The organism is Neisseria basseii (assembly GCF_962707005.1).
GTDB classification, from domain to species: domain Bacteria; phylum Pseudomonadota; class Gammaproteobacteria; order Burkholderiales; family Neisseriaceae; genus Neisseria; species Neisseria bergeri.
Genome location: NZ_CAUIXH010000004.1, coordinates 25,199 through 46,145, shown reverse-complemented (window position 1 = coordinate 46,145; position 20,947 = coordinate 25,199). Strand labels below are relative to the sequence as shown.

General features: G+C 55.7%; 24 protein-coding genes and 1 tRNA gene. 18 read left to right on the top strand and 7 right to left on the bottom strand.

What is annotated here, in order from left to right; genetic code table 11:
* Nucleotides 1–189 precede the first annotated feature (189 nt).
* The 9 genes from fba (at nucleotide 190) to Q9I99_RS03170 (ending at nucleotide 8,873) form a co-directional block, all read left to right on the top strand.
* Nucleotides 190–1,254: a class II fructose-bisphosphate aldolase gene (gene fba, locus Q9I99_RS03210; protein ID WP_050895686.1), complete on the top strand. Its 1,065-nt coding sequence runs from the start codon at nucleotides 190–192 to the stop codon at nucleotides 1,252–1,254.
* 156 nt (nucleotides 1,255–1,410) lie between these two features.
* Nucleotides 1,411–2,250 (top strand): factor H-binding protein, encoded by an 840-nt coding sequence (locus Q9I99_RS03205; RefSeq protein WP_301666940.1) that lies wholly within the window; start codon nucleotides 1,411–1,413, stop codon nucleotides 2,248–2,250.
* A 138-nt stretch (nucleotides 2,251–2,388) separates the two neighbouring features.
* The gene (gene tsaB, locus Q9I99_RS03200) at nucleotides 2,389–3,066 is read left to right on the top strand and encodes a tRNA (adenosine(37)-N6)-threonylcarbamoyltransferase complex dimerization subunit type 1 TsaB (RefSeq protein WP_301666941.1); all 678 of its coding nucleotides are present in this window, start codon (nucleotides 2,389–2,391) and stop codon (nucleotides 3,064–3,066) included.
* Nucleotides 3,063–3,503 (top strand): ribosomal protein S18-alanine N-acetyltransferase, encoded by a 441-nt coding sequence (gene rimI, locus Q9I99_RS03195; protein ID WP_301666942.1) that lies wholly within the window; start codon nucleotides 3,063–3,065, stop codon nucleotides 3,501–3,503. Before tsaB ends, rimI begins: the two co-directional genes overlap by 4 nt.
* Nucleotides 3,497–4,240 carry a uracil-DNA glycosylase family protein gene (locus Q9I99_RS03190; protein ID WP_301666943.1) on the top strand — a complete coding sequence of 248 codons (744 nt, stop codon included), beginning with the start codon at nucleotides 3,497–3,499 and terminating at the stop codon, nucleotides 4,238–4,240. The genes rimI and Q9I99_RS03190 overlap by 7 nt, the downstream gene beginning before the upstream one ends.
* Nucleotides 4,241–4,301: 61 nt before the next feature.
* Nucleotides 4,302–4,943, top strand: coding sequence for an orotate phosphoribosyltransferase (gene pyrE, locus Q9I99_RS03185; protein ID WP_301666944.1), 642 nt, complete (start codon nucleotides 4,302–4,304; stop codon nucleotides 4,941–4,943).
* Between the two features lie 73 nt (nucleotides 4,944–5,016).
* Nucleotides 5,017–5,451 carry an MJ0042-type zinc finger domain-containing protein gene (locus Q9I99_RS03180; protein ID WP_301666945.1) on the top strand — a complete coding sequence of 145 codons (435 nt, stop codon included), beginning with the start codon at nucleotides 5,017–5,019 and terminating at the stop codon, nucleotides 5,449–5,451.
* Nucleotides 5,448–6,758 carry an amino-acid N-acetyltransferase gene (argA, locus tag Q9I99_RS03175; protein ID WP_301666946.1) on the top strand — a complete coding sequence of 437 codons (1,311 nt, stop codon included), beginning with the start codon at nucleotides 5,448–5,450 and terminating at the stop codon, nucleotides 6,756–6,758. Before Q9I99_RS03180 ends, argA begins: the two co-directional genes overlap by 4 nt.
* 96 nt (nucleotides 6,759–6,854) lie before the next feature.
* The gene (locus tag Q9I99_RS03170) at nucleotides 6,855–8,873 is read left to right on the top strand and encodes a prolyl oligopeptidase family serine peptidase (protein WP_301666947.1); all 2,019 of its coding nucleotides are present in this window, start codon (nucleotides 6,855–6,857) and stop codon (nucleotides 8,871–8,873) included.
* Nucleotides 8,874–8,927: 54 nt separating this feature from the next.
* Here Q9I99_RS03170 and Q9I99_RS03165 read toward each other — a convergent pair whose 3' ends face one another.
* The 3 genes from Q9I99_RS03165 to Q9I99_RS03155 form a co-directional block, all read right to left on the bottom strand.
* Entirely contained in the window at nucleotides 8,928–9,254 is a 327-nt protein-coding gene (locus tag Q9I99_RS03165) for a rhodanese-like domain-containing protein (protein ID WP_301666998.1), read from the bottom strand.
* A 76-nt stretch (nucleotides 9,255–9,330) separates the two neighbouring features.
* The gene (locus Q9I99_RS03160) at nucleotides 9,331–9,987 is read right to left on the bottom strand and encodes a protein-L-isoaspartate O-methyltransferase family protein (protein WP_188210741.1); all 657 of its coding nucleotides are present in this window, start codon (nucleotides 9,985–9,987) and stop codon (nucleotides 9,331–9,333) included.
* A gap of 102 nt (nucleotides 9,988–10,089) precedes the next feature.
* Complete coding sequence (locus tag Q9I99_RS03155; protein ID WP_301666948.1) at nucleotides 10,090–10,617, bottom strand: free L-methionine (R)-S-oxide reductase MsrC; 528 nt, start codon at nucleotides 10,615–10,617, stop codon at nucleotides 10,090–10,092.
* A gap of 158 nt (nucleotides 10,618–10,775) precedes the next feature.
* On the opposite strand from Q9I99_RS03155, the gene tpiA reads away from it, so the two are divergent.
* The 3 genes from tpiA (at nucleotide 10,776) to Q9I99_RS03140 (ending at nucleotide 12,005) form a co-directional block, all read left to right on the top strand.
* Complete coding sequence (tpiA, locus tag Q9I99_RS03150) at nucleotides 10,776–11,549, top strand: triose-phosphate isomerase (RefSeq protein ID WP_301666949.1); 774 nt, start codon at nucleotides 10,776–10,778, stop codon at nucleotides 11,547–11,549.
* Nucleotides 11,550–11,555: 6 nt separating this feature from the next.
* Nucleotides 11,556–11,906 (top strand): preprotein translocase subunit SecG, encoded by a 351-nt coding sequence (gene secG, locus Q9I99_RS03145; RefSeq protein WP_301666950.1) that lies wholly within the window; start codon nucleotides 11,556–11,558, stop codon nucleotides 11,904–11,906.
* Between the two features lie 13 nt (nucleotides 11,907–11,919).
* Nucleotides 11,920–12,005: transfer RNA gene (locus tag Q9I99_RS03140), tRNA-Leu, on the top strand.
* 365 nt (nucleotides 12,006–12,370) lie between these two features.
* Here Q9I99_RS03140 and Q9I99_RS03135 read toward each other — a convergent pair.
* Entirely contained in the window at nucleotides 12,371–12,691 is a 321-nt protein-coding gene (locus Q9I99_RS03135) for a hypothetical protein (RefSeq protein WP_301666951.1), read from the bottom strand.
* Between the two features lie 78 nt (nucleotides 12,692–12,769).
* Between Q9I99_RS03135 and Q9I99_RS03130 the strand changes: the two genes are divergently transcribed.
* Together Q9I99_RS03130 and Q9I99_RS03125 are read left to right on the top strand one after the other, a co-directional pair.
* A complete protein-coding gene (locus Q9I99_RS03130; protein WP_301666952.1) occupies nucleotides 12,770–13,138 on the top strand; it encodes a type II toxin-antitoxin system RelE/ParE family toxin in 369 nt (122 codons plus the stop codon).
* Nucleotides 13,135–13,446, top strand: a complete 312-nt coding sequence (locus tag Q9I99_RS03125) for a helix-turn-helix domain-containing protein (RefSeq protein ID WP_301666953.1) — start codon at nucleotides 13,135–13,137, stop codon at nucleotides 13,444–13,446. The genes Q9I99_RS03130 and Q9I99_RS03125 overlap by 4 nt, the downstream gene beginning before the upstream one ends.
* Here Q9I99_RS03125 and Q9I99_RS03120 read toward each other — a convergent pair.
* Complete coding sequence (locus Q9I99_RS03120; protein ID WP_301666954.1) at nucleotides 13,415–13,729, bottom strand: hypothetical protein; 315 nt, start codon at nucleotides 13,727–13,729, stop codon at nucleotides 13,415–13,417. The two genes, Q9I99_RS03125 and Q9I99_RS03120, sit on opposite strands and share 32 nt — an antisense overlap.
* Nucleotides 13,730–13,765: 36 nt before the next feature.
* Nucleotides 13,766–14,581: a M48 family metallopeptidase gene (locus Q9I99_RS03115; RefSeq protein WP_373325189.1), complete on the bottom strand. Its 816-nt coding sequence runs from the start codon at nucleotides 14,579–14,581 to the stop codon at nucleotides 13,766–13,768.
* Between Q9I99_RS03115 and Q9I99_RS03110 the strand changes: the two genes are divergently transcribed.
* Nucleotides 14,513–14,722 carry a FliH/SctL family protein gene (locus Q9I99_RS03110; RefSeq protein ID WP_301666956.1) on the top strand — a complete coding sequence of 70 codons (210 nt, stop codon included), beginning with the start codon at nucleotides 14,513–14,515 and terminating at the stop codon, nucleotides 14,720–14,722. The two genes, Q9I99_RS03115 and Q9I99_RS03110, sit on opposite strands and share 69 nt — an antisense overlap.
* Nucleotides 14,723–14,818: 96 nt before the next feature.
* On the opposite strand, the gene leuS is transcribed toward Q9I99_RS03110, so the two are convergent.
* Complete coding sequence (gene leuS, locus Q9I99_RS03105; protein ID WP_301666999.1) at nucleotides 14,819–17,449, bottom strand: leucine--tRNA ligase; 2,631 nt, start codon at nucleotides 17,447–17,449, stop codon at nucleotides 14,819–14,821.
* Between the two features lie 266 nt (nucleotides 17,450–17,715).
* Here leuS and Q9I99_RS03100 point away from each other — a divergent pair, with 266 nt between their 5' ends.
* The 3 genes from Q9I99_RS03100 to ppk1 all read left to right on the top strand — a co-directional run bounded on the left by Q9I99_RS03100 (nucleotide 17,716) and on the right by ppk1 (nucleotide 20,907).
* Nucleotides 17,716–18,231 carry an outer membrane protein assembly factor BamE gene (locus Q9I99_RS03100; RefSeq protein WP_301666957.1) on the top strand — a complete coding sequence of 172 codons (516 nt, stop codon included), beginning with the start codon at nucleotides 17,716–17,718 and terminating at the stop codon, nucleotides 18,229–18,231.
* Nucleotides 18,232–18,237: 6 nt separating this feature from the next.
* On the top strand, nucleotides 18,238–18,681 hold the full coding sequence (locus Q9I99_RS03095; RefSeq protein WP_301666958.1) for a murein L,D-transpeptidase: 444 nt from the start codon (nucleotides 18,238–18,240) through the stop codon (nucleotides 18,679–18,681).
* A gap of 168 nt (nucleotides 18,682–18,849) precedes the next feature.
* Entirely contained in the window at nucleotides 18,850–20,907 is a 2,058-nt protein-coding gene (ppk1, locus tag Q9I99_RS03090; RefSeq protein WP_301667000.1) for a polyphosphate kinase 1, read from the top strand.
* Nucleotides 20,908–20,947 lie beyond the last annotated feature (40 nt).

Here is a 20,947-nt window from a genome sequence, read left to right as displayed (position 1 = left end):
CCACACAAATATCAAAAAACCAGTGAAAACATTATCATAAACGACACACCAAAACCCCGAACCACCCAAAATCCGACCCGTCCGCCCGCCGTTATCGTTAACATAAAATCAATGTAGCGGTTTGTAGTTTTTTGCCGCAAAAAACATTATAATCCAACTTATTTACCCCCACTGCCCAAGGAGACAAAAATGGCACTCGTATCCATGCGCCAACTGCTCGACCACGCCGCCGAAAACAGCTACGGCCTGCCCGCGTTCAACGTCAACAACCTCGAACAAATGCGCGCCATTATGGAAGCCGCCGACCAAGTCAACGCGCCCGTCATCGTACAGGCGAGCGCAGGTGCGCGCAAATACGCGGGCGCGCCGTTTTTGCGCCACCTGATTCTGGCGGCAGTCGAAGAATTTCCGCACATCCCCGTCGTGATGCACCAAGACCACGGCGCATCGCCCGACGTGTGCCAACGCTCCATCCAACTGGGCTTCTCCTCCGTAATGATGGACGGCTCGCTGCTCGAAGACGGCAAAACCCCTTCTTCTTACGAATACAACGTCAACGCCACCCGTACCGTGGTCAACTTCTCCCACGCCTGCGGCGTGTCCGTTGAAGGCGAAATCGGCGTATTGGGCAACCTCGAAACCGGCGAAGCAGGCGAAGAAGACGGTGTAGGCGCAGTGGGCAAACTTTCGCACGATCAAATGCTGACCAGCGTCGAAGATGCCGTACGCTTCGTTAAAGACACCGGCGTGGATGCGCTCGCCATCGCCGTCGGCACCAGCCACGGCGCATACAAATTCACCCGTCCGCCCACAGGCGACGTATTGCGTATCGACCGCATCAAGGAAATCCACCAAGCCCTGCCCAATACCCACATCGTGATGCACGGCTCCAGCTCCGTTCCGCAAGAATGGCTGAAAGTCATCAACGAATACGGCGGCAATATCGGCGAAACCTACGGCGTGCCGGTTGAAGAAATCGTCGAAGGCATCAAACACGGCGTGCGCAAAGTCAACATCGATACCGACTTGCGTCTTGCTTCCACCGGCGCGGTACGCCGCTACCTTGCCGAAAACCCGTCCGACTTTGACCCGCGCAAATACCTGAGCAAAACCATTGAGGCCATGAAACAAATCTGCCTCGACCGCTACCTCGCGTTCGGCTGCGAAGGTCAGGCAGGCAAAATCAAACCGGTTTCCTTGGAAAAAATGGCAAACCGTTATGCCAAGGGCGAATTGAACCAAATCGTCAAATAACAGGTTGCCTGTAAACAAAATACCGTCTGAACCGTTGTTCGGACGGTATTTGATTTTTACTTCTTTGACCTGCCTCATTGATGCAGTATGCAAAAAAGATACCGCAACCAAAACGTTTATATATTATCTATTCTGTGTATGACTGGGAGTAAACCTGTGAACCGAACTGCCTTCTGCTGCCTTTCCCTGACCGCCGCCCTGATTCTGACCGCCTGCAGCAGCGGAGGCGGCGGAAGTGGAGGTGTCGCCGCCGACATCGGCACGGGGCTTGCCGATGCATTAACCGCGCCGCTCGACCATAAAGACAAAGGTTTGAAATCCCTGACATTGGAAGACTCCATTCCCCAAAACGGAACACTGACCCTGTCGGCACAAGGTGCGGAAAAAACTTTCAAAGCCGGCGGTAAAGACAACAGCCTCAACACGGGCAAACTGAAGAACGACAAAATCAGCCGCTTCGACTTCGTGCAAAAAATCGAAGTGGACGGACAAACCATCACGCTGGCAAGCGGCGAATTTCAAATATACAAACAGGACCACTCCGCCGTCGTTGCCCTACAGATTGAAAAAATCAACAACCCCGACAAAATCGACAGCCTGATAAACCAACGCTCCTTCCTTGTCAGCGGTTTGGGCGGAGAACATACCGCCTTCAACCAACTGCCCGGCGGCAAAGCCGAGTATCACGGCAAAGCATTCAGCTCCGACGACCCGAACGGCAGGCTGCACTACACCATCGATTTTACCAACAAACAGGGTTACGGCAGAATCGAACACCTGAAAACACCCGAGCAGAATGTCGAGCTTGCCTCCGCCGAACTCAAAGCAGATGAAAAATCACACGCCGTCATTTTGGGCGACACGCGCTACGGCAGCGAAGAAAAAGGCACTTACCACCTCGCCCTTTTCGGCGACCGCGCCCAAGAAATCGCCGGCTCGGCAACCGTGAAGATAGGGGAAAAGGTTCACGAAATCGGCATCGCCGGCAAACAGTAGCATTTGAAAAATGCCGTCCGAACACGATAATTTACCGTTCGGACGGCATTTTTGCGCCATGCCGCCCTAGGACACGACGGCACGGCAGGCAAGCCGATTTCACTATATAATGCCGTCTGAACCAACGAGAACCACACCATGCAAGCCGATTTCAACCGCCCCGTCCTCGCCGTCGATACCGGAACTTCCTATTTGTCGCTCGCGCTGCGCGCCGACGGCGAAACCCGCCTGTTCCATCAGGAGGCCGGCAGCCGCCAATCCGAACTGATCCTGTCGGAAATCCGCACCCTGTTCCGAAATGCGGACATTACCGCCGCCGATTTGGGGGCGATTGTTTATGCGAAAGGCCCCGGCGCGTTTACGGGACTGCGTATCGGCATCGGCGTGGCGCAAGGTTTGGCAACGCCGTTCGATACGCCTTTAATCGGCATCCCCACGCTCGATGCCGCCGCCTCGCTGCCGCCGCCGCAAAGCTGCATCCTTGCCGCTGCGGACGCTCGTATGGGCGAAGTGTTTTATGCATGGTTCGATACGCTGAACTGCCGCCGTTTGAGCGGTTATCAGGTCGGTAAGGCGGCAGACATCGCCCTCCCCGAGGGACACGTCTTTTCAGACGGCATAGGCAGCGCGTTCGCACTGGAAAACCGTCCGCCCTTCGCAGGCAAACCCGATATGCCGACCGCCGCCGACTTCCTCAATCTGGCGGCGGAAGGCGGTTTTCCCGCCGTCACTGTGGCACACGCCGAACTGCTCTACGTCCGCGACAAAATTGCCCTGACTGCCAAAGAACAGGCGGAACGGAGAGCGCGCCCGTGAACATCCGCCGTGCCGTTTATGCCGATTGCGCGGCACTCGCCGCGCTCGATGCCGTCTGCAACCCGTCCGCGTGGACGCAACGCCAATTTGAGTCCGCACTGGTTTCGCCGTCCGAACAGGTTTTCCTTGCGGAAAAAGACGGCGGGATTGCCGCCTTTATCGTTTGGCAGAACCTGCCCGACGAATCCGAACTGCACCTGATTGCCACCGCGCCTGAATGCCGCCGCCAAGGGATTGCGTCCGCCCTGCTCGAATATTGGTACGCACATCTGCCCGAAGGCACGCAACGCCTGCTGCTCGAAGTCCGTGCAGGCAACACCGCCGCACAGGCACTGTACACGGCGCACGGCTTCAGCATTGCGGGCAGGCGGAAAAACTATTACCGCGCCACCGACGGGCAAACCGAAGATGCCGTCTTGATGGAGAAAATATGTTAAGCGCGCGCTACCTCCACCTGCACGAGGCTTTGGGCTTGGGCCCGATGTGGCTGAAACAGACCGCCGCCGTCCTGCCGCCCAAAAACACACCCGCAACCCCGACACAGGCACGTCCCCAAACCGTCCGCACCGCGCCGATTCGCCCTTCCCAGCCCCATAACGGTCAGGCGCGGCTCGAAACGATGGCGGCACTGAAAGCCGCCGCACCCGAACACGATCGTAAACCCGTTCCCGCACCCGAAGCCGACCTGCTGCCCGACCTTTCAGACGGCATTGCCCCCGTTCCTGCCGCTTCGGGCATCACCAGACTCGCCGTCGTCAGCCTGTGTCCGCCGACCGAGGATATGGTTTACGGGCAACTGTTCCACGGCAAAGCGGGTGTCCTACTCGACAATATCCTCAAGGCCGCAGGGATCGATGCCGCCTATGTCCACAAAACCTGTTGGGTGAAAACCGCCTCCGTCGGCAACCCGATGCCGTCTGAAGCGGCAATCGCAAATGCGCTGGAACAAACCGCCCGCGAACTCGACGGCTGCCGCGCACCCGCCGTCCTGTTCCTCGGACAGGCGTTTGTCAAACCGGAACGGCAGGCGATGATTAAGACCCTGTGCGCCGGCCGCCCCTTCTTCATCATCGACCATCCCGCCCGGCTGTTGCGCCAACCCGAACTCAAAGCCCGCGCCTGGCAGACGCTCAAGCAGCTCAAACGTGTCTTGGCGCAAGGCGGCGGCAGTTGAAGCGCGCCGCACGGGGCGGTAGAATCGCAACTGCGTCCCAATATCTGACAGAAAGCACAAAATGACCGATTTCCGCCAAGATTTCCTCAAATTCTCCCTCGCCCAAAATGTTTTGAAATTCGGCGAATTTACCACCAAAGCCGGACGGCGGTCGCCCTATTTCTTCAACGCCGGACTCTTCAACGACGGCGCATCCACGCTGCAACTGGCAAAATTTTACGCACAATCCATCATTGAAAGCGGCATCCGATTCGATATGCTGTTCGGCCCCGCCTACAAAGGCATTATTTTGGCGGCGGCAACCGCGATGATGCTGGCGGAAAAAGGCGTGAACGTCCCGTTTGCCTATAACCGCAAAGAAGCCAAAGACCACGGCGAAGGCGGCGTGTTGGTTGGTGCGCCGCTTAAAGGGCGCGTGCTGATTATCGACGATGTGATTTCCGCCGGCACATCCGTACGCGAATCGATCAAGCTGATTGAAGCGGAGGGCGCAACCCCCGCCGGCGTCGCCATCGCGCTCGACCGTATGGAAAAAGGCACGGGTGAATTGTCCGCCGTTCAGGAAGTGAAAAAACAATACGGACTGCCCGTCGTTCCCATCGCCAACCTGAACGACCTCTTCACACTGCTGCAAAACAACCCCGAATTCGGACAGTTCCTCGAACCCGTCCGCACCTACCGCCGGCAGTACGGCGTAGGATAAAAACAAAACCCATGCCGTCCGAACCGCCTGCCGCTTCAGACGGCATCAAACCGACACACACCGAGAAAACATCATGCCCGCCTGCTTCTGTCCGCACTGCAAAACCCGCCTCTGGGTCAAAGAAACCCAGCTCAATGTCGCCCAAGGCTTCGTCGTCTGCCAAAAATGCGAAGGGCTGTTTAAAGCCAAAGACCATCTGGCAAGCACGAAAGAACCCATATTCAACGATTTGCCCGAAGCTGTTTCGGATGTCAAACTCGTCCACCGCATCGGCACGCACGCCATCGGCAAAAAACAGATTTCCCGCGACGAAATCGCCGGTATCCTCAACGGCGGCACAACCCTACACGATACGCCGCCTGCGCCTGCCGCTGCCCCTGCCGCCGCACCGCAGGTTTCCGTACCGCCCGCCGCGCCCGCCCGTCAGGAAGGGTTCAACTGGACTATTGCAACCCTGTTCGCGCTTATCGTCCTCATTATGCAGCTTTCCTACCTCGTCATCCTATGAACGCGCCCGACAGCTTTGTCGCCCACTTCCGCGAAGCCGCCCCCTACATCCGCCAAATGCGCGGCACGACACTGGTCGCCGGCATAGACGACCGCCTGCTCGAAGGCGATACCTTAAACAAGCTCGCCGCCGACATCGGGCTGTTGTCGCAACTGGGCATCCGCCTCGTCCTCATCCACGGCGCACGCCACTTCCTCGACCGCCTCGCCGCCGCGCAAGGCCGCACGCCGCATTATTGCCGGGGTTTGCGCGTTACCGGCGAAACCTCGCTCGGACAGGCGCAGCAGTTTGCCGGCACCGTCCGCAGCCGTTTTGAAGCCGCATTGTGCGGCAGCGTTTCCGGGTTTGCGCGCGCGCCTTCCGTCCCGCTCGTATCGGGCAACTTCCTGACCGCCCGTCCAATAGGCGTGATTGACGGAACCGATATGGAATACGCGGGCGTTATCCGCAAAACCGACACCGCCGCCCTCCGCTTCCAACTCGAAGCGGGCAATATCGTCTGGCTGCCGCCTCTCGGGCATTCCTACGGCGGCAAAACCTTCCATCTCGATATGCTTCAAACCGCCGCTTCCGTCGCCGTCTCGCTTCAGGCCGAAAAACTCGTTTACCTGACCCTTTCAGACGGCATTTCCCGCCCCGACGGCACACTCGCCGAAACCCTCTCGGCACAGGAAGCGCAATCGCTGGCGGAACACGCCGGCGGCGAAACGCGACGGCTGATTTCGTCCGCCGTTGCCGCGCTCGAAGGCGGCGTGCACCGCGTCCAAATCCTCAACGGGGCCGCCGACGGCAGCCTGCTGCAAGAACTCTTCACCCGCAACGGCATCGGCACGTCCATTGCCAAAGAAGCCTTCGTCTCCATCCGTCGGGCGCACAGCGGCGACATTCCGCACATCGCCGCCCTCATCCGCCCGCTGGAAGAACAGGGCATCCTGCTGCACCGCAGCCGCGAATACCTCGAAAACCACATTTCCGAATTTTCCATCCTCGAACACGACGGCAACCTGTACGGCTGTGCCGCACTCAAAACCTTTGCCGAAGCCGATTGCGGCGAAATCGCCTGCCTTGCCGTCTCGCCGCAGGCACAGGACGGCGGCTACGGCGAACGCCTGCTTGCCCACATCATCGATAAGGCGCGCAGTATGGGCATAAGCAGGCTGTTCGCCCTCTCCACAAATACCGGCGAATGGTTTGCCGAACGCGGCTTTCAGACGGCATCGGAAGACGAGTTGCCCGAAACGCGGCGCAAAGCCTACCGCAACAACGGACGGAACTCGCATATTCTGGTGCGTCGCCTGCACCGCTGACCGCAACGGAAAGCCGCCGCAGAAATGCCGTCCGAACCCCGTTTCAGACGGCATTTCCCCGATTATTAAAGACCTGCCCGACCCTCAAGGACTCCGATGAAATCCTACCCCGACCCCTACCGCCATTTTGAAAACCTCGATTCCGCCGAAACGCAAAACTTCGCCGCTGAAGCGCATGCCGAAACGCGTGCACGCTTTTTGGACAACGATAAGGCGCGTGCGCTGTCGGACGGGATTTTGGCGCAGATGCAGGATACGCGGCAGATTCCGTTTTGTCAGGAACACCGCGCGCGGATGTACCATTTCCATCAGGACGCGGAGTATCCGAAGGGCGTGTACCGCGTGTGTACGGCGGCGACCTACCGTTCGGGCTATCCTGAGTGGAAAATCTTGTTTTCGGTGGCGGATTTCGACGGGCTGCTCGGCGACGATGTGTATCTGGGCGGGGTGTCGCACTTGGTGGAGCAGCCCAACCGCGCGCTGTTGACTTTGAGTAAGTCGGGCGGCGATACGGCTTATACGCTGGAAGTGGATTTGGAAGCGGGCGGGCTGGTCGAGGGCGGCTTTCATTTTCCGGCGGGGAAAAACCATGTGTCTTGGCGCGATGAAAACAGCGTGTGGGTGTGTCCGGCTTGGGACGAACGGCAGTTGACCGAATCGGGCTATCCGCGAGAGGTGTGGCTGGTGGAGCGCGGCAAGAGTTTTGAGGAAAGCCTGCCGGTGTACCAAATCGGCGAAGACGGAATGATGGTGAATGCGTGGCGTTACCTCGATCCGCAGGGTTCGCCGATTGATTTGATTGAAGCGTCGGACGGTTTTTATACTAAGACATATTTGCAAGTGTCGTCTGAAGGCGAGGTGAAGCCGTTGAACCTGCCCGCCGATTGCGACGTGGTCGGCTATCTGGCGGGGCATCTTTTGCTGACGCTGCGCAAGGACTGGAACCGCGCGAACCAAAGCTATCCGAGCGGCGCGCTGGTGGCGGTGAAACTGAATCGGGGCGAATTGGGTGCGGCGCAGCTTTTGTTTGCTCCTGATGAAACGCAGGCATTGGAAAGCGTGGAAACGACCAAGCGTTTCGTGGTGGCGAGCCTGCTGGAAAACGTACAAGGCCGTCTGAAAGCGTGGCGTTTTGCCGACGGGAAATGGCAGGAAGCCGAGTTGCCGCGCCTGCCGTCGGGCGCGCTGGAAATGACCGACCAGCCTTGGGGCGGCGACGTGGTTTACCTTGCCGCCAGCGATTTCACCACGCCGCTGACGCTGTTTGCACTGGATTTGAACGTGATGGAACTGACCGTCATGCGCCGCCAGCCGCAGCAGTTTGATTCAGACGGCATCAACGTGCAGCAGTTTTGGACGACTTCAGCCGACGGCGAGCGCATTCCTTATTTCCACGTCGGCAAAAACGCCACACCCGACACGTCGACTTTGGTCTATGCCTACGGCGGTTTTGGCATTCCCGAATTGCCTCATTATCTGGGCAGTGTCGGCAAATATTGGCTGGAAGAGGGCAATGCTTTTGTGTTGGCAAACATCCGCGGCGGCGGCGAATTTGGCCCGCGTTGGCATCAAGCAGCGCAGGGCATCAGCAAACACAAAAGCGTTGATGATTTATTGGCAGTTGTGCGCGATTTGTCCGAACGCGGCATGAGTTCGCCCAAACACATCGGCTTGCAGGGCGGCAGCAACGGCGGCCTGATTACCGCCGCCGCCTTCGTGCGCGAGCCGCAAAGCATCGGCGCGCTGGTGTGTGAAGTGCCGCTGACCGACATGATCCGCTATCCACTGCTCTCCGCCGGCGCAAGCTGGACGGACGAATACGGCAATCCGCAAAAATACGAAGTCTGCAAACGCTGGCTGGGTGAATTGTCGCCGTATCACAATCTTTCAGACGACGTGCCATACCCGCCCGCACTCATCACTACCAGCCTCAGCGACGACCGCGTCCATCCCGCCCACGCGCTCAAGTTCTACGCCAAACTGCGCGAAATCTCCGCGCAATCGTGGCTCTACGCTCCGGACGGCGGCGGCCATACCGGCAACGGCACGCAACGCGAATCCGCCGATGAAATGGCGTGCGTCTTATTGTTTCTTAAAGAATTTTTGGCATCATAAATCAAGACGGCATTCCGTACCGTATCCGATAAGGAATGCCGTCTGAAGCCGCCTTCAATACCGCGCCATTTCCGCGTCAACCTCAACCGCCCACACGTCGATGCCGCCCTGAAGGTTGTACAGGTTTTCAAATCCCGCATCGGCCAAATATATCGCCGTATGCAGGCTGCGGATACCGTGATGGCAATACACCACAAGCGGCACGCCGTCGTCCGGCAGCTCGTTCTGCCGTAGCGGAATCAGATTCATCGGGATATGTACCGCATCGGGCAGCGAACAAATCGCCGCTTCTTCATCCGTTCGCACGTCCAACAGTCGGAACGCCCGTCCCTCATCCATCCAAATTTTCAGTGCCAACGGCGAGAGTTGCACAATATCCATCGGGTTTCCTTTCCCCAATCGAACAAAATGCCGTCTGAAACGCAATCTGCTTTCAGACGGCATCACAATCCGAACATCAAAAATTAAAACTGTCGAAAGGATGGGCATCCTTATCGGTCAAATTGGCCACCAAAGTATCGAACAGTGCCTTCTCTTCAAACGTATCGCCTTGACGCGTAATCAAAAGCGCGCGTTGAACAGGCTTGCGTCCTACGATAACCACCATGCGTCCGCCATCTTTTAACTGTTGTTTCAACACATCAGGCACAATATTGACCGCACCGCCGACGTAAACCGCATCAAACGGCGCACCTGCGGAAAGTTCGGTCAACCCGTTATTTTGCACATAATCAATGTTTTCCAAAGACAAGCCGTCCAAAACCGCTTTGGCGCGCTTTTGCTGTTCGGCATCGAGGTCGTCCGAAACCACTTTGCCCGCCAATTTTGCTAAAAGCGCGGTCGCATAGCCCGAGCCCGTACCGATTTCCAGAACCGTATCGTTTTTCGTCAGCTTCAAGCCTTGCGCCAACCGGGCCACGACTTTCGGCTCCAGCATCTTGTGACCGTTGGCAAGCGGCAGTTCCATATCCGCATACGCCAAACCCTGCAAGGCCTCATTGACGAAAAGTTCGCGCGGAATCTCCTCCAATGCGTCCAACACATCAAAATCCAATACATCCCAAGGCCTAACCTGCTGCTCGACCATGTTGAAGCGCGCTTTATCAAAATCCATTTTATGCTCCGTCAAATAATTGTTTTATCAATGGCAGGCATTATAAAACCACACTACCGCCGCGCCAACTTCGGTACGCGAAGCCCGCCCGTTTTGCCAGTCTCAAACCGCCTGACGCGAAGCCTCAAACCGCTTCTCCAAAATCTTCGCCAGTTTTCCCAAATACAACGCATCCGCCTCATCAAACTGCGCCAAATGTTCGCTGTCCGCGTCCAACACGCCGATACAGCGGCCGTCTGAAAACAGCGGCACGACAATCTCCGAACGCGACAAAGACGAACAGGCAATATGGTCGGGATGCGCGTTCACATCCTTAACAACCACCGTCTCGCCCTTCGCCCAAGCCTGGCCGCACACCCCGCGTCCGAACGGAATCCGCGTACACGCCAAAGGCCCCTGAAACGGTGCCAAAACCAATTCGTCCGAACGCGTATCGACCAAATAAAAACCCACCCAAAACCAGCCGAACGCCTCCTTCAAAACCGCCGCCGTGTTCGCCAAATTCGCCACCCAATCCGCCTCGTCCGCCACCACAGACTCAATCTGCGGCAACACCTCACGATAAAGCGCGGCCTTGTCCGAAGCCGAAAAATGAAGCGCGTGCATCACATCTCCCATATTTGCATACATATCAGGCAGCCATTATAAAACAGCCTGCCCGAAACAGCATTCCAAACCGCCCCTCAGCCGCCCGCCCCAAGTTGCGAACCCGCCGCATATCCACTAAACTTCACATTGCAACGCGCCACACGCGGCAGACAGAAAAAACACGACACGGAGCAAAAAAGATGTATCACCAAATCGGAATGTGGGATCAAAAATGGGTCATCGGCAACTGGAAAATGAACGGCCGGCTCCAAAACAACAACGCACTCATGCACCGCTTCCGCATCCTCCCCACCGCCGAACGCGTCCTCATCGGACTCGCCGCCCCAACCGTTTACCTGCTGCAACTGCACAACGCCATGCAAATCGTCTTAAACAACCGCATCCTCACCTGCGCCCAAGACGTGAGCCGCTTCCCCAACAACGGCGCATACACCGGCGAAGTGTCCGCCGAAATGCTCGCCGACATCGGCACAGACATCGTCCTCATCGGACACTCCGAACGCAGCCTTTATTTCGGCGAAAAAAACGAAATCCAACGCCGCAAAATGGAAAACGTCCTCAACGTCGGATTGATTCCATTATTGTGCGTCGGTGAAAGCCTCGAAGAGCGCGAAGCCGGCAAAGAACACGAAGTCATCGCCCACCAGCTTTCCATCCTGCAAGGTTTGAATACCAAAAACATCGCTGTTGCCTACGAGCCGGTTTGGGCGATTGGTACAGGCAAAGTCGCCACCGTCGAACAGATTGCCGACATGCACGCATTCATCTACAAAGAAATCTTGTCTTTGTGCGGAAGCGATGTTAAAATCCGCGTCCTTTACGGCGGAAGTGTGAAGGCGAACAACGCAGCCGACATCTTCGCAGTACCTTATGTGGACGGCGCACTCGTCGGCGGCGCGTCATTGTCGTACGACTCCTTTACCGCCATCATCAGTGCCGCACAAAATGCGTAGAAAAATATGGAAGCCTTCAAAACCCTTATTTGGATTATTAATATCATTTCCGCCTTGGCCGTCATCGTGTTAGTATTGCTCCAACACGGCAAAGGCGCGGATGCAGGCGCGACCTTCGGATCGGGAAGCGGCAGCGCGCAAGGCGTATTCGGCTCGGCGGGCAACGCCAACTTCCTCAGCCGTTCGACCGCCGTTGCAGCAACATTTTTCTTTGCAAGCTGTATGGCTATGGTGTATATTCACACCCACACGACAAAACACGGTTTGGACTTCAGCAACGTGCGGCAAACACAGCAAGCACCCAAACCCGTAAACAATACCGAACCTTCTGCCCCTGTTCCTCAACAGCAGAAATAACAGTTTTTCAAATGCCGACATGGTGAAATTGGTAGACACGCTATCTTGAGGGGGTAGTGGCCGTAGGCTGTGCGAGTTCAAATCTCGCTGTCGGCACCAACATACAAAAACGCTTAGAAATTCTAAGCGTTTTTTTTCGTTTAATCCTGTCTAATACCGTCAACCAAGCCTAATAAATACAAGGCTTTCAGACTGATTGTTATCCTGCCGTCCCCCTTCCTGACGGTGCAATCCCGTCCAATCCGCCCTAATTGAACTAACCTGATTTTTTACGGTATCCGAAAAATACCGCAAAAATAAAGCTGAACGACCGCCAAATCAGAAATGCCAAGCGGAAAAGAGCTTGCGGTGAATACTGACGAACCGTAAGTAATAAGGGGAAAACCGTCCAAGATGCAGAGCGGTTTTTTTGGTTCTCGGGAAACCCCTATATAGAAATGCACTACCCTTACACGTTACCGCCGTTACTGAAAGATATTATAAAAATAAGTATATGAAATAAAATAATAAAAAAATCGGTAACGATTACGGTAATAAGTAGTAACAAATCGGTAACAGGTTTTGCGCGTTTCCGTTTTTTTGCCGTCTTGGCGGTGGGAGCGCAGTGGGACAGAAAGCCGAAACGCACGGAAATGCACCAATTTTTGGTAGGAAAGATGGCTAAACCGTTTGGGAATATTACGGCATAGGCAAACGGCGAAACGCGCTAAAAACGGAAATTTGAGCCATTGGCATTGATTGATTAAAAAAACAGGCAGATTGACCGCCGGTACTTCAGACGGCATAAGCCGGGGAATCAGGCGGCTTGCCGTCTTATCTGTCTTTGGTATAATTCCAAGTATCACTAAACCGACGGCGGCACGATGCGGATATTCAAAAACCGATGGATGGCGAAATTTGCCAAGAAACATAAAATCAGCGATTCCGAGCTGATAGAGGCGGCAGAGCGGGCGGATAAGGGGCTGACAGATGCAGACCTTGGCGGCGGTGTGATTAAGCAGCGCATAGCAAGGCAAGGACAAGGCAGAAGCGGCGGCTATCGCAGCCTGATATTTTTCAGGCAGGGAAAACGGGCGTTTTTCATGACCGCCTTTGCCAAGAACGACCGCGAAAACATCACGGACAAAGAACTTGCAGAATTAAAGAAAGCCGCCGCCATCATCTTGGCAATGACAGAAACCGACATAGAGCAAGCCAAATCAAACGGCACTTTTACGGAGATACAGCCATGAAATATAAAAGCGAGATTTTCGCAGCAATACACGAAACCATGCAGGGGCTGCACGACATCGGCGCAATCGACAAAAAGACTATGCGCGACTTTGACAAGTCCTGCCTGACTGAAATCAGACCCTTGAGTGGCGAAGACATCAAGGCAATCAGGGAGAAGGAGGCACTATCGCAAGCCGCTTTCGCCATCTATCTCAACGTAGGAAAAAATCACGTTTCGGCTTGGGAGCGGGGCGTTAAAAAGCCCAGCGGCGCGGCGTTGAAGCTGCTGACCATCGTCAAAAACAAGGGCATCGAAGCCATTGCGTAACTGACTTGGCAAACGGCAAAATCAGCAAGTTCACAATAGACGCGCTGCTGAATATGCCTGCCAAGACAGGCAAGACCGCCGAACCGAATATCAGGGCATAGCCGCACAAATGCCCGACCGCACAAACCAAGCCGAAACGGCGGCGGTGCAGACGGCATAGCCCGACCGCGAGGCACGGGGATTTTTTTGCGCCCGCATCGGAGGCGCGGGCTTGAAGGCAAAACGGGCGGGGCGCAGAACTGTTTAAATGCCGTCTGAATCTCAAACGGATTTCAGACGGCATTTTGAAACAACAGCTCAAATTCTCGATTTCCTTCCCTTACCGCCGACGTTTTTTATTAACGCGCCCCTTATTTCTGACACTTTGCTCATAAACCGGCATAACGGTCGGCAACAACCGTTTTAGATTTTCTATACGGGCATTGTTTGTCGGATGGGTAGAGGTAATAGCATAAATAAAGCCGTTTTGGTCGTTTTCCTGATTCATTTTTTCCCAAACCCTGACAGCGGCCGCCGGATGATAGCCTGCCTGCGCCATCAACATCATTCCCCCCTCATCGGCTTCTTCTTCCAAGCTACGGCTATAAGGCAAAGTAAGACCGTACGTTCCCAAAATATCCATACCCAATCCGACCAATTCCGGATTAGTGTCCGGTTTTTTGTCTAATATAATCTGCGTGCCTATCTGCGCCGCCGTATTGGTCAAGATTTGCTGCCCGACCTTATTTTTACCGTGTTCATGCAGGGCGTGCGTCATTTCATGCCCCATAATGGCGGCAATTTCGTCATCGGTCAGCTTGAGTTTGTCGACTATCCCCGTATAAAACGCCATTTTCCCGCCGGGCATCGCCCACGCGTTCAGCTCATCGTTTTTGAAAACCGTCATTTTCCAGTCAAACCTATGGCCGGTATTATTTGCCGCATCGGCATAAGGCAGCATACGTCGAAATACTGCCTGCACCCTGCGGGCTGTTTTGGATGTGGTATCGACATTGCCGGCAGACTTGTTCAATTCAACCGTTTTCATATAATCTTTGGCAGCCGTAGCGTTCATTGTGGCGGAATCATGACCGTAAACATCAGCAACGACCGCACAACCTCCCAATATCGAGATTGCTGCCGACAGACAGACTATCCGTTTAAAGGAAGGAAGGAAGGAAGGAAGGAAGGAAGGAAGGAAGGAAGGAAGGAAGGAAGGAAGGAAGGAAGGAAGGAAGGAAGGAAGGAAGGAAGGAAGGAAGGAAGGAAGGAAGGAAGGAAGGAAATTTCATATTAGGCTTATCCCTTAAAAAATTAAATTCAAAAAATGCCGTCTGAATCCAAAACGGATTTCGGACGGCATCTTAACATTGTTTAATGTTTTTAAAAAGATTTACACCACGATGTTCACCAGTCTGCCCGGTACGACGATGATTTTCTTGGCCGGTTTGCCTTCCATGAATTTCACTGCGCCTTCGGTGGCGAGTGCGGCGGCTTCGAGGTCGGCTTTGGATGCGTCGGCGGCGACGGTGATTTTGCCGCGCAGTTTGCCGTTGACTTGAACCATCACTTCGATTTCGGATTTGACCAAGGCGGCTTCGTCGACTGTCGGCCAGCCTGCTTCCCACAGTTTCGCGCCGTTCAATTCGCTCCACAGGGTTTCGCAGATGTGCGGCACGATGGGCCACAGCAGGCGTACGGCGGTTTCCAATACTTCTTGGGCGACGGCGCGTCCTTGTTCGCCGCCGGTGTCGGTTTTGTCGTATTGGTTGAGCAATTCCATCACGGCGGCGATGGCGGTGTTGAACTGCTGGCGGCGGCCGTAGTCGTCGCTGACTTTGGCGATGGTGGAATGCAGTTTGTGGCGCAGGTCTTTGAGTTCTTTAGACAAACCGTCTTGGCTGCCTGCAAACGCTTTGACCGCGCCGCCTTGCTTCAGGTATTCGTAAACGGTACGCCACAGACGACGCAGGAAGCGGTGCGCGCCTTCGACGCCGCTGTCGCTCCATTCGAGGGACTGTTCGGGCGGTGCGGCGAACATCATGAACAGGCGGGCGGTGTCTGCGCCGTAGGCGTTAATCAGTTCTTGCGGATCGACGCCGTTGTTTTTGGACTTGGACATTTTTTCCGTACCGCTGATGACGACGGGCTGCCCGTCGGCTTTGAGGACGGCGGAAACGGGGCGGCCTTTGTCGTCAAAGGTCAGCTCGACATCGGCAGGGTTGATCCAGTCTTTGCCGCCTTTGTCGTTTTCACGGTAGTAGGTTTCGCAGACGACCATGCCTTGCGTGAGCAGGCGTTCAAACGGTTCGTCCACGCTGACCAAGCCTTCGTCGCGCATCAGTTTGGTGAAGAAGCGCGCGTACAAGAGGTGCAGAATCGCGTGTTCGATACCGCCGATGTATTGGTCGACCGCGCCCCAGTATTTCGCGGCTTCAGCCGATACCATGCCTTCCGCGAATTGAGGAGACATGTAGCGGAAGAAATACCAGCTCGATTCCATGAAGGTGTCCATGGTGTCGGTTTCGCGTTTCGCCGCGCCGCCGCAGCACGGGCAGGCAGTTTCGTAAAACTCGGGCATTTTTGCCAGCGGCGAACCCATACCGTCGGGTACGACGTTTTCAGGCAGGACGACCGGCAGTTGGTCGGCTGGGACGGGGACGTCGCCGCATTGTTCGCAATGGACGATGGGAATCGGGCAGCCCCAGTAGCGTTGGCGCGAAATACCCCAGTCGCGCAGGCGGTATTGGGTTTTCGGTTCGCCCGCGCCTTGGCTTTGCAGCTTGGCGGCAACGGCATCGAATGCCGTCTGAAAATCCAAGCCGTCCAAGTCGCCGCTGTTGACCAATACACCGTTTTCTTTGTCGCCGTACCATTCTTGCCATTGGTTTGCGTCGAATGCGTTGTCGCCGACGGCAATGACTTGTTTTTTCGGCAGGTTGTATTTGGTGGCAAACTCAAAATCGCGTTCGTCGTGCGCCGGAACCGCCATCACTGCGCCGTCGCCGTAGCCCCACAATACATAGTTGGCAATCCACACTTCCAGCTTGTCGCCGTTGAGCGGGTTGACGACGTAGCGGCCGGTCGGCACGCCTTTTTTCTCCATCGTCGCCATGTCGGCTTCGGCAACAGAGCCCGCTTTGCATTCGGCGATAAATGCCTGCAATTCAGGTTTGTCGGCGGCTGCGGCGGTTGCCAGCGGATGCTCGGCGGCAACGGCAACATAAGTCGCGCCCATCAGCGTGTCGGGGCGGGTGGTATAAACTTGCAGGAATTTCTCGTAATCGCCTTCCAAGCCCTGTTTGCTGTCGTCTGAAACGGCGAAGCGCACGGTCATACCGCGTGATTTGCCGATCCAGTTGCGCTGCATGGTTTTGACTTGTTCCGGCCAGTGTTCCAGCTTGTCCAAATCGTTGAGCAGCTCTTCGGCGTAATCCGTGATTTTGAAGTAATACATCGGGATTTCGCGTTTTTCGATCAACGCGCCTGAACGCCAGCCGCGCCCGTCGATGACTTGCTCGTTGGCAAGGACGGTTTGGTCGACAGGGTCCCAGTTTACCGTGCCGTTTTTGCGATAGACGATGCCTTTTTCAAACAGCTTGGTAAACAGCCATTGTTCCCAGCGGTAGTATTCGGGTTTGCAGGTGGCGACTTCGCGTTCCCAGTCAATCGCAAAACCCAGGCTTTTGAGCTGGGTTTTCATGTATTCGATGTTGTCGTAAGTCCATGCGGCGGGGGCGACGTTGTTTTTCATCGCCGCGTTTTCCGCCGGCATACCGAACGCGTCCCAACCCATAGGCTGCATGACGTTGAAGCCGTTTAAGCGTTTGAAGCGGCTCAATACGTCGCCGATGGTGTAGTTGCGCACATGCCCCATATGCAGCTTGCCGCTGGGGTAGGGGAACATCGAAAGGCAATAATATTTGGGTTTGGAAGCGTCTTCGGAGACGTTGAAAATACGGGCATCGTCCCATTTTTTCTGCGCCGCAGGCTCGATGGCGGCGGGCTGGTAATGTTCTTGCATGGTCATTCTGTTTTTCGCTTGAAAACGTTAGGAATTTAAAGGAGGAATTATAACAGGTTGCCGATGTCGGCGAATCGGCAAATTGCCGGCAGGATGCGTAAATTCGCACGCGCATTATTCCGTATGCCGTACAAATACACCGCGTTTACTGATACGCACGTTTTTTATGCTAATATTACAAACCAAAATCAAACGTTTAAAACCCTCCTGATGCGGCTCTTCCGAACAAAAGGCAGACGGGCATCAGGTAAAAAAGGATTCTGCATATGAAAATCAAACAAATCGTCAAACCGGGCTTGGCAGTATTGGCGGCAGGCATTCTGTCTGCTTGTGCAACCAAAAGCAACGTCAAAGCCGACGGCACGACCGACAATCCGGTTTTCCCGAAACCTTATTCCGTAACGCTCGACAACAAGCGCGGCACATTCCCGACTTATGACGAATTGGACTTGATGCGCCCCGGTCTGAGCAAAGACGACATCTACAAAATCCTGGGCCGCCCGCATTACGACGAAGGTATGTACGGCGTGCGCGAATGGGACTACCTGTTCCACTTCCATACCCCGGGCGTGGGTATCGACCCTGAAAACACTTCCGGCGTGGAAGGCGTTACCACCTGCCAATACAAAGTGATTTTCGATAAGGACAAATTTGCCCGCAGCTTCTACTGGAATCCCGTCTTCCCGAAAGATGCCGTCTGCCCGCCGCCCGCACCCAAAGCCGAGCCGCAAGTCATCATCCGCGAAATCGTACCGGCAAAACCGAAACGTATCCGCCAATAATACGCAATGCCGCCCCGCCTGCTTTCAGGGATATTGTGCTGCCTGCTGACGGCTTCCCCCGTATTCGCACAAGGGCAGCCGGATGCGGTCAATGCCTATATCCAAAAGAAAAAAGTCATCGTCGATACATCCAAAGCGGAACTCTGTTTTGCCGATGACAGGCAGTGCCACCCCGTCCTCATCGGTGTTGCCACACCCAAGGGGACGTTCGGACTGACGCTGAACAGTACCGACAAGCCCGGTTACGGCGGCGAAGTCATCGGTTTCAAACAGGAGGGCGACTTTCTTTTCGCCCTGCACCGCGTTTGGAATCAGATACCGTCGGAAAGGCGGAACGAACGTATCGCATCTTCGGTTGTGTCCGACAGGATTATGACCAACGGCTGCATCAATGTCAGCGATGCGGTGTATGAAAAACTGCGTCATTATTTTGTGTTGGAAGTGATTTGAAACAGACGGATACCGCACGCGCCGGTATCCGTTTTCACATTGCCCCGATGCCTGAAACAGACTGTCCGCCACGTCATGCCGTCTGAAACCGGCGCAGGTGCCGCCAAGCCTTCAGACGGCATTGTCCGCCCGCTCCGACCGAACAACAACCATCTTTGGGAGAACCTTATGCCCGAACAAAACCGCATCCTCTGCCGCGAACTGAGCCTGCTGGCATTCAACCGCCGCGTGTTGGCGCAGGCGGAAGACAGAAACGTTCCCCTTTTGGAACGCCTGCGCTTCCTGTGCATCGTGTCGTCCAATCTTGACGAGTTTTTCGAAGTCCGCATGGCGTGGCTCAAGCGTGAAAACAAGCTGCACCCCCGGCGCAGGCTGGACAACGGCAAAATGCCGTCTGAAACCATTGCGGACGTTACTAAGGCAGCACGTTCGCTGATTCGGCACCAGTACGACCTGTTCAACAACGTCCTTCAGCCCGAGCTGGCGCAGGAAGGCATCCATTTTTACCGCCGCCGCAATTGGACGGGCGCGCAGAAAAAATGGATCGAAGACTATTTCGACCGCGAACTGCTGCCGATCCTGACCCCCATCGGACTCGACCCTTCCCACCCCTTCCCGCGCCCACTGAACAAATCGCTCAACTTCGCCGTCGAACTCGACGGCACGGACGCGTTCGGCAGACCTTCGGGTATGGCGATTGTCCAAGCACCGCGCATCCTGCCGCGCGTTGTTCCCCTGCCGTCCGAACTGTGTGGCGGCGGACACGGCTTCGTCTTCCTGTCGTCCATCCTCCACACCCACGTCGGCAAACTTTTCCCGGGCATGAACGTCAAAGGCTGCCACCAGTTCCGCCTCACGCGCGACAGCGATTTGAACGTCGATGAAGAAGACGTGCAAAACCTCCGCGCCGCCATTCAAAACGAACTGCACGACCGCGAATACGGCGACGGCGTGCGGCTCGAAGTCGCCGACACCTGTCCCGCCTACATCCGCGACTTTCTGCTCGCGCAATTCAGGCTGACCGCTGCCGAACTTTACCAAGTCAAAGGTCCGGTCAACCTCGTGCGCCTCAACGCCGTCCCCGATTTGGTCAACCGCCCCGATTTGAAATTTCCCCCGCACACGCCGGGCCGTCTGAAAGCCTTGGGCAAAAACAGCCCGATCTTCAATTTGGTGCGCCAATCTCCCATCCTGCTGCACCACCCCTACCAATCCTTCGATCCCGTGGTCGATATGATACGCGAAGCCGCCGCCGACCCCGCCGTGCTTGCCGTCAAAATGACGATTTACCGCACCGGCACGCGCTCCGAACTCGTCCGCGCCCTGATGAAGGCGGCACTCGCCGGCAAACAAGTAACCGTCGTCGTCGAACTGATGGCGCGTTTTGACGAAGCCAACAACGTCAACTGGGCGAAGCAGCTCGAAGAGGCGGGCGCGCACGTCGTGTACGGCGTGTTCGGCTACAAAGTCCACGCCAAAATGGCACTCATCATCCGCCGCGAAGACGGCGTGCTCAAGCGTTACGCCCACCTCGGCACGGGCAACTACCACCAAGGCACATCGCGCATCTACACCGACTTCGGCCTCATTACCGCCGACGAACAAATCACCGCCGATGTGAACACATTGTTCATGGAAATCACAGGCTTGGGCAAGCCGGGCCGTCTGAACAAACTCTACCAAAGTCCGTTTACCCTGCACAAAATGGTCATCGACCGCATCAAGCAGGAAACCGAACACGCCAAAGCCGGCAAACCGGCGCGGATTACCGCCAAGATGAATTCGCTCATCGAACCGACCGTCATCGAAGCCCTGTATCGGGCAAGCGCGGCAGGTGTGCAAATCGATTTGATTGTGCGCGGTATGTGCACCCTGCGTCCCAGTGTAAAAGGATTGTCCGAAAACATCCGCGTCCGCTCCATCGTCGGTAGACAGCTCGAACACTCACGGATTTACTGCTTCCACAACAACGGCGCGGACGATACGTTCATTTCCAGCGCAGACTGGATGGGGCGCAACTTCTTCCGCCGCATTGAAGTAGCAACGCCCATTACCACGCCGACCCTCAAAAAGCGCGTTATACATGAAGGACTGACCATGGCACTGGACGACAACACCCATGCATGGCTGATGCAGCCGGACGGCAGCTATATCAGGGCTACACCTGCCGAAGGCGAATCCGAAGTCGACCTGCAAAACGATTTGTGGGATTTGCTCGGAGGCTGACCGTCCTACCAAACCCATGCTCCGTCAAAATGCCGTCTGA